The sequence below is a fragment of the Pseudoalteromonas sp. RB2-MNA-CIBAN-0110 genome (assembly GCF_040309305.1).
In the GTDB taxonomy this organism is placed as follows: Bacteria; Pseudomonadota; Gammaproteobacteria; order Enterobacterales; family Alteromonadaceae; genus Pseudoalteromonas; species Pseudoalteromonas arctica.
The window spans coordinates 1-12,211 of sequence record NZ_JBEOOQ010000009.1; the positions used below are offsets into that span (position 1 = coordinate 1).

Annotated in this window: 8 protein-coding genes; 4 read left to right on the top strand and 4 right to left on the bottom strand. The window is 38.8% G+C overall.

Features of this window, described 5'->3' with window-relative positions; all coding sequences use genetic code 11:
- Positions 1-193: 193 nt before the first annotated feature.
- Together gppA and rhlB are read right to left on the bottom strand one after the other, a co-directional pair.
- The gene (gppA, locus tag AAEY68_RS06640) at positions 194-1,687 is read right to left on the bottom strand and encodes a guanosine-5'-triphosphate,3'-diphosphate diphosphatase (protein ID WP_024592601.1); all 1,494 of its coding nucleotides are present in this window, start codon (positions 1,685-1,687) and stop codon (positions 194-196) included.
- Between the two features lie 43 nt (positions 1,688-1,730).
- Complete coding sequence (gene rhlB, locus AAEY68_RS06645) at positions 1,731-3,008, bottom strand: ATP-dependent RNA helicase RhlB (protein ID WP_002960940.1); 1,278 nt, start codon at positions 3,006-3,008, stop codon at positions 1,731-1,733.
- A 91-nt stretch (positions 3,009-3,099) separates the two neighbouring features.
- Here rhlB and trxA point away from each other — a divergent pair, with 91 nt between their 5' ends.
- Together trxA and rho are read left to right on the top strand one after the other, a co-directional pair.
- A complete protein-coding gene (gene trxA, locus AAEY68_RS06650) occupies positions 3,100-3,426 on the top strand; it encodes a thioredoxin TrxA (protein WP_002960942.1) in 327 nt (108 codons plus the stop codon).
- Positions 3,427-3,611: 185 nt separating this feature from the next.
- Positions 3,612-4,871, top strand: a complete 1,260-nt coding sequence (gene rho / locus AAEY68_RS06655) for a transcription termination factor Rho (RefSeq protein WP_002960945.1) — start codon at positions 3,612-3,614, stop codon at positions 4,869-4,871.
- Between the two features lie 63 nt (positions 4,872-4,934).
- Here the strand turns inward: rho and AAEY68_RS06660 are convergent, their stop codons facing one another.
- The gene (locus tag AAEY68_RS06660) at positions 4,935-7,754 is read right to left on the bottom strand and encodes an ATP-binding protein (RefSeq protein ID WP_024592602.1); all 2,820 of its coding nucleotides are present in this window, start codon (positions 7,752-7,754) and stop codon (positions 4,935-4,937) included.
- A 76-nt stretch (positions 7,755-7,830) separates the two neighbouring features.
- On the opposite strand from AAEY68_RS06660, the gene AAEY68_RS06665 reads away from it, so the two are divergent.
- Positions 7,831-8,403 carry a DNA-J related domain-containing protein gene (locus AAEY68_RS06665; protein WP_024592603.1) on the top strand — a complete coding sequence of 191 codons (573 nt, stop codon included), beginning with the start codon at positions 7,831-7,833 and terminating at the stop codon, positions 8,401-8,403.
- Positions 8,404-8,425: 22 nt separating this feature from the next.
- On the opposite strand, the gene dbpA is transcribed toward AAEY68_RS06665, so the two are convergent.
- A complete protein-coding gene (gene dbpA / locus AAEY68_RS06670; protein WP_007580581.1) occupies positions 8,426-9,814 on the bottom strand; it encodes an ATP-dependent RNA helicase DbpA in 1,389 nt (462 codons plus the stop codon).
- 191 nt (positions 9,815-10,005) lie between these two features.
- Here dbpA and AAEY68_RS06675 point away from each other — a divergent pair, with 191 nt between their 5' ends.
- Positions 10,006-12,084, top strand: coding sequence for a TonB-dependent siderophore receptor (locus AAEY68_RS06675; protein WP_169045187.1), 2,079 nt, complete (start codon positions 10,006-10,008; stop codon positions 12,082-12,084).
- Positions 12,085-12,211 lie beyond the last annotated feature (127 nt).

Genomic DNA, 12,211 nt, shown 5'->3' on the forward strand with positions numbered 1-12,211 from the left:
TTATTTAACTCTCTGAGTAGTTCGTGCCTCGCTATGCGTTGGCGTTTCCCGTCTCAGTGGGGTCGCATTATAGGGAGATCCGAAAACAGATCAACCCTTTTTTGAAGAAAACTTGAAATAATGTGCTGTTCGCACATATTTGCATCGAAATGGTTACTTTAAACACTAAAAAGGCCCTGATGGGCCTTTTTAATTAGTTTACTATGAGCTTCCACCCAAGTTTACCTTGCTGTTTAGACTCTTGTTGTAGTTCGCTGGCCATTAATGGATGATCTTTTAACCAGTTACTTTCAAACTTAAGGTCTAACACTTCATTTTTAGCAGTTAACTCAAACATAGGCAGTACATCATCTTGTCTGCGCATTGATAAGATGACTGCTATCCGTAGTAATCTCACTATATATTGCGCCAATAGACTATTTACGCCGAGTGAATTAAAACAGCCTTTTGGAAAATCAGAACGATGCGCATCTGCTACCGCTACTATTAATTTATGCTCTGACTGTGAAAAACCAGGCATATCGGTATTTTCCAAAATATAAGCGGTGTGTTTATGGTACTGCTTATATTCTATTAGTAATCCAATCTCATGAAGCTGCGCTACCGCTTTTAATAGTGGTAACCCATTTAAACTTTCAATTGGCCAATCTTTATCAATACTTACCGCTAACTGCATAGCCAAGCTTGAAACTCGACACGCTTGTTTTTGATCAACGTGATAACGACTCATAAACCCATCAACTGTGCGTTTACGAATGTCGTTATTATGAAACTCCGGAACCATGCTATATAAAACACCTTCACGCAGTGCTCCACCCGCCAATCCCATTTTTTCTATTTCAAGAGATTCAAATAGTGCGATTAAGATTGCGAGCCCTGATACAAATACCAGTCGACGGTCTTCACTTAATCCAGGAAGGTCTAGCGCTGAAATAGTGCTAAATGCAATTGCTTGCTCTTTTATAGTGTTGAGCTTTTCAAGCGTAAGTAAATCGTCAAGATTTTGAGCGACCATAATTTCTTGAATTGCTTGCACTGTGCCAGAAGCACCAGATGCAATTTGCCATCCCGCTGTTTTATATTCTGGAGAAATTTCATCAATGACTGTACGAGCTGCTTTTATGGCTGCGTTAAAGTTACTCTTACTTAATTGGCAGTCTTTGAAATAGCGTTCAAGATAGGTAACACACCCCATATTGAGGCTTTTGTAATGTAAGGCATCAAATACTTTACCAATTACAACTTCGGTACTTGCACCACCAATATCAATAACAAGCTGTTTGCCAGTACAAGATGAAGTATGAGCAACACCTTTATAAATTGTACGCGCTTCTAATTCTCCGCTAATAACATTAATGTTATGGCCAAGAATCTTTTCTGCATGATTTTTGAATACTTCGGCGTTAGTTGCTAACCGTAAGGTGGCTGTTGCTACTATGGTGATGTTTTTATCTGGGATATCTTGTAGACGCTCAGCAAAAAGGGCAAGGCATTCCCAGCCTCGCTGCATTGCTTCAGTGCTCAATACGTTATCTTTATCAAGCCCTGCGGCTAATCGGACTTTGCGTTTAACACGTCCAATTGTTTGTAGACCGCCAGCAATTGATTTGGCTATAAGCATATGAAAGCTATTTGAGCCCAAATCAATAACTGCGTACACATTTTTTTGCGGTTTAAGTTGCCCCACCGTTCAAAAACCTCTAGTTACTACTACTTATACAAACGGTCGTTTACGACCGTCCTTTTTGGTAACTATTATTTGGGCGACGTCCGCTGTTATTACTACGGTTACGTGGACCTGTTGAATAGTTGCGCTTTCTTTGAATAATAGGCTGAGTTAAATCATCTAGCAATGCTGTTTTATCATAATGTGATAAAGGAATGCTGTGCTCTATATATTCTTCAATTTCATGCAGGTTATATGCATATTGCTCACATGCAAAACTAATTGCGTGGCCTGATGCACCAGCGCGGCCAGTACGACCAATACGGTGAACATAATCTTCACAATCGTCAGGTAAATCAAAGTTAAATACATGACTTACTTCTGGAATATGAAGACCACGCGCTGCAACATCAGTCGCAACTAAAAAGTCTAAGTCGCCTTTGCTAAACTGCGCTAATATAGTTTGGCGTTTTTTCTGGTTAACATCACCAGTAAGCATACCTACACGATGACCGTCTGACTTAAGCCAAGCATATACTGTTTCACAACTGTGCTTGGTATTTGCAAACACGATTGCTTTCTCTGGCCATTCTTCTTCAATTAAGGTTAACAACAGCTTAATTTTATCTTCTTGCGAAGGATGAAAGAGCTCTTCTTGAATACGTTTACCCGTTTTAACGTCAGGTTCAATTTGAACATGTTCTGGGTTTGTCATGTGCTCAAAAGCTAATTCTTGTACGCGATACGATAATGTGGCAGAAAATAATAAGTTTAAACGCTTTGATGTATCTGGCATACGATCGAACATATAGCGAATATCTTTGATAAAACCTAAATCGAACATACGATCAGCTTCGTCAAGCACGACTACCTCAATTTCATTAAGGGTGTAACAGCCTTGCTTATACAGATCAATTAGACGACCTGTAGTACCAATTAAAATATCAACGCCTTTTTCTAGTTGTGCACGTTGTTTTTCGTAATCTTCGCCACCATATACTAAACCTAAGTTAAGATTACAGTGCGGCGCTAAAATTTTAGCATCTTTGTGTATCTGAATCGCAAGCTCCCGAGTAGGGGCCATGATCAGGGCTCTTGGATGTTTACTAGGTGCTTTGCTAGATTGTAATAACCGATGGCACGTGGCAGTTAAAAACGCCAACGTTTTGCCTGTACCTGTTTGAGCTTGGCCCGCGATATCGCGTCCATCACAAATAAAAGGTAGGCATTTTGCTTGAATAGGTGTGCAATATTCAAACCCATTCTCGGTTAAACCGGCAACCACTTCCGGTGCGATAGCAAAGTCTGAAAACTTTTTATCGGTTAAATGTGTCTTAGTCATAGCGTTTAAGCATAACGTTTAAACTTGCAATAAGAAACAAGAGTGTTTAAATACGCACTAAATATTTCGCCTAACTAAATCGGAGAGCGCAATGAGCGAGAAAATAATCCAAATTACTGACGATAGCTTTGAAGCTGACGTATTACAATCTGACAAACCAGTACTAGTAGATTTCTGGGCTGAATGGTGTGGACCTTGTAAAATGATCGCCCCTATTCTTCACGAAGTTGCTGATGAATACGACAGCCGTGTGACTGTTGCTAAATTAAACATTGACCAAAATGCTGGCACACCGCCAAAATTTGGTATTCGTGGTATCCCTACTTTACTTCTTTTTAAAGATGGCCAAGTAGCTGCAACGAAAGTAGGTGCTCTTTCAAAAACTCAACTTATTGAGTTTTTAGAAAACAACATCTAACTGTAAGCTAGAACAATAAAAAGGGCTTTTTGCCCTTTTTTAAATTTATTTTGTATAAAGACTGGACGCTTTGCCAGTGAACTGCTAGTTTATAAAGCCAACTAATCCTTAGTTATATTCAACAAACCTCACTCAACGATCAAAGCGATTTTGAGTATGACAACTGTAATAAAGAACCCACCAATATGCATTTACGCGAATTAAAAGACAAGTCCATTAAAGAGCTTGTAGACTTAGCTGAGTCCATGGGGCTCGAAAACGTAGCCCGCTTAAGAAAGCAAGATATCATTTTTGCCATTCTTAAATCCCATGCCAAAGGCGGAGAGAATATCTTCGGCGGCGGTGTATTAGAGATTTTACAAGATGGTTTCGGCTTCTTAAGATCATCAGAAGCCTCTTACTTAGCTGGCCCAGATGACATTTATGTTTCACCTAGCCAAATTCGCCGTTTCAGCATGCGTACTGGCGATTCAATTTCAGGTCTTATTCGTCCACCTAAAGACGGTGAACGTTACTTTGCTTTACTTAAAGTAAATGAAGTTAACTTTGATAAACCTGAAAACTCTCGAACTAAAATTCTTTTTGAAAACCTTACCCCATTACATGCAAACGAACGTTTTCGCATGGAACGTGGTAACGGCAGTAAAGAAGATATTACAGCCCGTGTACTTGATTTAGCATCTCCTATTGGCCGCGGCCAACGTGGTTTGTTAGTAGCTCCGCCAAAAGCGGGTAAAACAATGCTACTTCAAAATATTGCACAATCAATTACGCACAACCATCCTGATGTAACATTAATGGTTTTACTTATTGATGAACGTCCGGAAGAAGTAACAGAGATGCAACGCCTAGTTAAAGGTGAAGTTATTGCATCAACGTTCGATGAACCAGCTTCTCGTCACGTACAAGTTGCCGAAATGGTTATCGAAAAAGCAAAACGCCTAGTTGAACATAAAAAAGATGTTGTTATCTTATTGGATTCAATCACTCGTTTAGCACGTGCTTATAACACCGTTATTCCTTCATCAGGTAAAGTACTTACTGGTGGTGTTGACGCTAACGCATTACATAAACCTAAGCGCTTCTTTGGTGCTGCACGTAACGTTGAGGAAGGTGGTAGCTTAACAATCATAGCTACAGCTCTTATCGATACTGGCTCTAAAATGGATGAAGTTATCTACGAAGAGTTTAAAGGTACTGGTAACATGGAACTTCACCTTAACCGTAAAATTGCGGAAAGACGTGTATTCCCAGCTATCGACTTTAACCGCTCAGGTACTCGTCGTGAAGAATTACTAACAAAACCAGATGAACTTCAAAAGCTTTGGATTTTACGTAAAATTGTTCATGACATGTCAGAAATTGATGCAATGGAATTCTTAATCGATAAACTATCGATGAGCAAAACCAATGATGAATTTTTTGATTCGATGAGACGCCAATAAAAGCGTTTTAATTGAATAAAAAAGCGCCTTAGGCGCTTTTTTTATGTCTGGATTAAATACAGTTTAACTTTCATTATACTTTTTAAGTACATCCTGCAGCGTATCAACGAGCGCTTTAAAGTCATTTGCACTGCTTTTTTTGCTTCTGCGTAGAAGTGCTCTGTCTAAATTTTTAGCCGATTGCGCAATTTCATCCAAACCAAACATTTGTGCAGCCCCTAAAATGCGATGGCTATCTTTTTGTAGCGCATCTAAATCTTCGCTTATAAAATGCTGCGCAATCGTTTCACTCTCCAAAGCAAAGCTCTGCTTGAAACTAATCACAAGATCGCTCATATCAACTTCATTTTGCTTTGTAATTGGCTGATCTTCTGCATTATGTAGGTGACTAGAAAGCGCTTTATAAAATGACTCTTTGTCTATCGGTTTACCTAAGTAACCAGTAAACCCTAACTCTAAATAACCATCTACTTCATGACTCATAGCATTTGCTGTTAAAGCAAAAATAGGTCGCTCAAAACCACATTGTTTTAATAGCTGAAAAGCAGAACGCCCATCCATTACTGGCATTTGAATATCGAGCAATACCAAATCTGGATATTCTTTTAAGCACTGTTCTACCGCTTGCTCACCATTTTCAACAGCAATAACCTCGAGTCCCATTGAGCGTAAATAACGACTTATTAACCTACGATTATCAGGATGATCCTCCGCAAGTACGACACGACCTGCCAATTGCTTATTTGCCTTAGGAGCACTTTGAGTTTCAATCATGCTCTGCGATTTATTTACTTCTGCGCACGGTAAAAAGAACGAAAACTGACTGCCCTTTTTGTATTCGCTTTGTACGCTGATATAACCACCCATCATCGCAGCTAATTGTTGCGATAAGCTAAGGCCTAACCCTGTACCACCAAAGCGACGGCTAATGCTGTTATCAGCTTGGCTAAAGCATTCAAAAATAAGCTTTAACTGTTTAGAGCTCATACCAATACCGGTATCTTTTACAATAATAACTAGTCCTTGCTCACTCTTATTTAATGCAATAATGATCTGCCCAGAATGAGTAAACTTAATAGCATTTGCACATAAGTTTATAAGAATTTGCTTTACGCGTATTAAATCCAGCTTAGTGTAAAACTCATTACCCACTTGATTGTCTAAAATAAGATGTAGGTTTTTTGCTTTTGCTTGGGTGATAAACATTGCGTGCACATCATTTACCAGCTCTACAATATCAAAGCACGAAATATTTAACTCTAATCTATTGGCTTCAATTTTACTTAAATCGAGTACATCATTTATTAAGCTTTTTAAATGGTCACTGTGACGCTGAATTACTCTTAATTCATCTTTAAGTGACTCAGGCTCATATAATTCATTAATTAAAGCATCTGTTTGCCCTAAAATAGCCGTTAGTGGAGTGCGAATTTCGTGACTAATATTAGCCAAAAACTGGCTTTTAACATCGTTGGCTTCTCTCAGCTCTTGTGCAATTGCCTGCAATTCTGCAGTACGTTGCGTAACTTGTTCTGTTAACTGCTGCTTAGCGCGTTTTTCTGCACCACGGCGATAAAGCGCAATACCAGTTACGACAACTAAAAGTAATAGTAAAAAAGAGAATAAAGTAAGCTGAGAACGCTGCGACATTTTTAGCTCTTGCACACGGCGATCTTGTTTAAGTTTTTCTATCTCTTGGTTTAATTGCGTTGCTTTAAATTGATGCTGAAGTACCGCTAGTGCATTTATAATTGCCGTACTTCTGAGCTTTCGCAACTCACTAATATATTTTTGTTGCAAAGCCATTGCGCTTGAATAATCGCCTTTACTGGCTTCAAGAAGTGCTTTGGCCCCCAAGCTCTCTCTAATTATTCGCTCACTACCATATTCATGAGCAAGTAAAATTGCTCTATCTAAATTTATTTGCGCCTCTTCTAAGTTGCCCTTAACAAACTGAATTTTAGCCAGCGCATGTAGCGCATTAAGCTCTAAATTATGGTTATCTATTTTAAGGGCGTAGTACTCACCTAATTTAGCTTGCTCGTACGCTTCATCCACTTTTTTTAATACTAAATTAGTATTTGCTAGGTTTGTATATTGTGTAGATAACTTATTGTAATCATTAGCTGAAATATAATAGCGTAGCGCTAGCTGATAATAATGCAGTGCTAAGTCAAATTGATTACTCTCCATATGGGCAACACCCATATTGTTATATACCTGCGCAATACCGCTTTTATCATCTAATCGTTGATAAACCTTAAGTACATCTTGATAAAGACCAAACGCACTATCGTAGCGTGATAAGCGTATATAAACGCCTGCTATATTAAGTAGTATATCGGTTTTATCTTGCTCACTGCCGTACGCCTCGTAGATAGCTTTTGCTTTTAAATAAAACTCTAGGGTATCGCCTAGCTTATTCATATTAAAATAGGCCAAACCAATATTATTTAATAAGTTTGCCTGCTCTAGTAATTGCTTATTCTTTTCTGCTAATGCTAGGGTACGGGTATATTCAATAATCGCTTTTTGAAATAAGCCTTGATAAAAAAGTACAACACCTTGCATTTTAATTGCACGAAAGTGCTCATCAGGGAAGAAAGTATCCGAAGTATGTTGTTCAAGTAATTTAAAGTAATGTAATGAGTCTTTAAAATTATCAACCGATAACGCAGTATTACCCAATGCCGAATAAACAGCGACACGCTCTTTTTTGGAGGCATTTTTATTAGCAAGTAGCATGTTTGCTAATTGTAATTTAGGCTCCCACTGCACTTCGTTTTTGAATTGCTCAAATAACGAATCATTATTTTGGGCATAGCTAGGAGCTATTAGTACACAGCATATAGTAAATAAGAGGCATTTTAACTTGCCCAGCATAATTTTAATCCTTCAAACCGTTACTTATATCAGTGTAATCTTTATTGAAGATACACCAACTACTAGGGCCTAAACAATGCTTAACCCACTGATTGATGAGATTTTTGAGCTAATACTAACAAAGCAGGTTTGGCAAGTTCATACTTTAGCAGCAGAACTGACAAACCGCAGCGCTATGACCACTCTCGATAAAAGTCCTGAACGTGATTTATTTAAACGTAACTTTTTAATCATGAATGCACTGTACCAACTGCAGGCACAATTACGCCCTCAGAGTTTACTCATTTCAGCTCTGCATATCGAGCTTTTAGAAAAAGGAGATAATAGTTTAGTAACAACAAGCGAAAATTTGCGAGATTATTATTTAGATTGGCATAATTACGATACCAGTGAAGAGCAGATTGATGAGCTTTTAAATAGCTTTTGGCGTCAGTTTAAAACGACATCACCACAACAGACTTTAGATGAAAATGAATTTAAAGCATTGGCTTTAGAATGGAAGTTACCTGAAAATTTCACTCTTAAAAATGTTCAAAAGCGCTGGAGACAACTTGCATTACAAGTGCACCCAGATAAACCAAATGGCTGTGAAGTTGAGTTTAAAAAAATACAAACACAATACGAGCAGCTAAAGGTAGCTGCTCGTTAATCTATTAATTTAGAAGTTTAAATTAACGAGTAAGGCGACGTGCGCGTATTTTACGCCCTTTAATATTGCCTTCGGTTAATTTACGAAGCGCAGGTTTTAATGAGTTACGCTCAACAGCAACAAACGCTACGTTATCAAGTACGTTAATTTTACCCACCTGACGACCTGCAACCCCATCTTTACCCGTTAAAGCACCTAAAATATCACCTGCACGTACTTTTTGTTTTTTACCTGAATCAATCATCAAAGTAACCATTTCAGGGCGGTACGGTGGCTTGTCTAATAAATTAAATGGTGGCATTTGCTCTGGAGTAATATCACGTTCGTAATGTTCGCCTATTTGAGCAATTTTAAACGCTTCTGCTTCACCGTAAATAGAACATGCAATGCCCTTTTTACCAGCGCGACCTGTACGACCAACACGATGCACATGTGTTTGCGTGTCATGTGCTAAATGGTAGTTAATCACCATATCCATGTCGTCAATATCTAAACCACGTGCAGCAACATCGGTTGCAACAAGTATTGAAGCACTTTTATTTGAAAAGTGAATTAACGTACGTTCACGATCGCGCTGTTCTAAATCACCGTGTAGCGAAACAGCACTAAAGCCTTCATCAGCTAAATCGTCACACACTTGTTGTGTTTCTACTTTAGTATTACAAAATACAACACAGCTTTGTGGTGTAAATTTAAGTAATAATAATTTTAGCGTTGGGTAGCGCTGCTTATTATTATCCATTTTGTAGAAGTACTGCTTAATTGTGCTTTTGGCTTGCTCTTCTTCTACTTTAACCATTTCTGGATTTTTAAGTACACGCTTAGCAATTGCTTCAATAGCTCTTGGGAATGTTGCACTAAATAACAATGTTTGACGATTTTGTGGAATGCGCTCAATAATTGCATCAAGTGTATCTTGAAAACCCATATCAAGCATTTGATCGGCTTCATCAAGTACCAATGTTTCAACATCATCTAAACGTAAAGTACCTTTACGAATATGGTCATCAACACGCCCAGGTGTGCCAACAATAATATGCGCGCCATGTTCAAGCGAGCCTATTTGTGGACCAATTGATACACCGCCACATAACGTTAATATTTTAATGTTATGGATACCGCGCGCTAATTTACGCATTTCAACCGCAACCTGCTCGGCAAGCTCACGAGTAGGACACAAGACTAAAGATTGAATACGAAAGCGTTTTACGTTTAATTTAGCTAACACACCCAAGCTAAACGCAGCAGTTTTACCTGAACCGGTTTTTGCCTGAGCAATGATGTCTTTACCAGCAAGTACAGGCGGTAAACTTTGCGCTTGTACAGGTGTCATATGCGCATAACCAAGTGTTGATAAATTATCAACGAGTCCAGCTGGTAAAGCCAAAGATGAAAAAGCAGTTGAAGTCACAGTAAGTTCCATAGCAATAAAAATAACGTGGGGGAAAGCCCCACTAAATATGCTGCTAATAATAGCAGAATTCGTAATTAGCAACCATTAACAAACACATAATAAAGTACGTTAACAAAAGGTGTTGAAAATGATAGTAGTTTGCATTAAGATCGCGATTGTTTTTTACATATCACTGCTGGAAGCAAACAATGAAACTGAATTCTCTTTACATAGCACTATTAGCAAGCATTACAACAAACACATACGCAAACACTACTGACCTTGAGCGTATAGAAGTAAAAGGTAGCTACTTTAACGATTACAAAGTAGATAACGCTAATGGCGCAATGAGAACATCAGCTTCATTACTTGAAACCGCACAATCTGTAACCGTAATAACCGACACTATTATTAGCGAACAGCTTGCCACTACACTTGGCGAAGTACTCACAAATGACGCAAGCTTAACTGCAGGCTCACAACAACGAAATCGTGAGGTATTTAACTTACGCGGCTTTGAGCTGAGCTCATCGACAGGTTATTTACGCGACGGTCATCAGCATTGGTCGCACTACCAACAACCAATCGAAATTTTGCAGCAAGTTGAAGTAATTAAAGGCCCATCGAGCATCTTATATGGTCAATCAGGTCCGGGTGGCTTGGTGAACATGGTTACTAAAAAGCCTACAGCACAAACATTATTTAATGCCAGTGCCGATGTAGACCAACATGGCTCAACGCGCTTTATGGTTGATGCTGCTGGTGCCTTGACTGAATCTGAAGATTTACGTGCTCGTGGTATTTTAGTTAAACAAGATGTTGATTACTGGCGTGAATACCAAAACGGTGAAAACCGCGAGCGTGACCGTTTTTTAGGTGCTTTAGTTGTAGATTACGATATTAGCGACAACGCATTAGTACGTGTGCATTACGACCGCACAGACGACGAAGCAGGTTTAGATACTGGTGCATGGATAGACGACAATGCCAATGTAATTGGTGATGATAAAACAATCCGTGATATGTCTTGGGCGTTTACCGATATAACCGTAGAAAACCTAGGTGTAGACCTAGAAGTATTTTTAACCGATAACTGGCAAGTAAAGCTTGGCTATAACGAACAAACATTTGAACGCCAACGCTTTGAGTCAGCACCGCGTATGCCAGGTGGCTTTGCTGAAGGCGATAGTTATGAATCTCGCCCTTATGATCGCTTTGACGATTGGCAATTTAAAACTGCATTTATTGATTTTATTGGTGAATTTAAAACAGGTAGCTTACAGCACCAATTTTTAATTGGCGCAAACTCGCTTGATTATTACTACGGACAGCGCCGTACCTCTGCCGACTATTTTGATTTTTCTGCAGGACAAGCAGAACCATCTCGTCCATCAGTAAGCTATAAAACAGATGATACAGTAAGCGAAACTGAATACGACTACTACGGAATTTACGTTCAAGACTTAATTTCGTTCTCGCCTGAGTGGCAACTATCATTGGGTGGTCGTTACGACAAACAAAATAGCACAGGAAATGATAACGAGTCATTTGTACCAAAAGTAGGTGTGCTTTATCACCCAAATGCTTCTGCAACTATATACGCTAGTTACTCAGAAGGTTTTGAGCCTCAAGGTAGTGAAACACTGATTGATGAAACAGATGTAAATAACGGCATGAAATTAGATGCTGTTACATCTAAGCAAAGAGAGATTGGTATTAAATGGCAGTTATTTGATGACCGCCTAATGCTTACCAGTGCTATTTTTGATATTAGCAAAGAAGGTACTCTTGTTAGCGAACAACTTGAGACGCCTATTGGCTCATTCACAAGTGAAACAAACCAAGTGGGTGAACAACGCCACAAAGGTGTTGAAGTAAGCGCACAAGGTGCCGCTACTGACCGCTTATTTGTTATGGCATCAACTATGTATCTAGATGCTAACTTTGAACGCGATGAAGTATTGGAAGGTAAACGCCCTACCGATGCACCAAAATGGTCGGCATCACTTTGGACGCGTTATGAATTAAATGACGCCATTGCACTTAATGCTGGTGCATTTTACGAAGGTGAGCGCTTTGCCGATAGCAACAATACAATTACTAAAGATGCATATACGCGTGTTGATGTAGGTGCCACTTATAAGTTTAACTTAAGTAATACCGATATTAACTTACGCCTTAACATCGAAAACTTATTTGATAAAAGCTATTTAGGTGGTGGCGGCACTAGTAATGTAACTGTTGGCGAGGGTACAAATCTTCGTTTAGCAGCGCAATTTAGCTTTTAAATAAATGCCTTAAATAACAGTGTTAAAATATAGCCCGCGTACATTTACGCGGGCTTTTTTTATATCTAAACGTTTATACCTAACAGCATTAAACCTATTACAAAGCCTATTCATCTCATCTATTTTT

Excerpts from the sequence above, each read along its gene's own strand:
- AAEY68_RS06660 (WP_024592602.1), bottom strand. The coding sequence starts at position 7,754 with ATGCTGGGCAAGTTAAAATGCCTCTTATTTACTATATGCTGTGTACTA.
- rho (WP_002960945.1), top strand. The coding sequence starts at position 3,612 with ATGCATTTACGCGAATTAAAAGACAAGTCCATTAAAGAGCTTGTAGAC.
- AAEY68_RS06665 (WP_024592603.1), top strand. The coding sequence starts at position 7,831 with ATGCTTAACCCACTGATTGATGAGATTTTTGAGCTAATACTAACAAAG.
- AAEY68_RS06675 (WP_169045187.1), top strand. The coding sequence starts at position 10,006 with ATGAAACTGAATTCTCTTTACATAGCACTATTAGCAAGCATTACAACA.
- rhlB (WP_002960940.1), bottom strand. The coding sequence starts at position 3,008 with ATGACTAAGACACATTTAACCGATAAAAAGTTTTCAGACTTTGCTATC.
- trxA (WP_002960942.1), top strand. The coding sequence starts at position 3,100 with ATGAGCGAGAAAATAATCCAAATTACTGACGATAGCTTTGAAGCTGAC.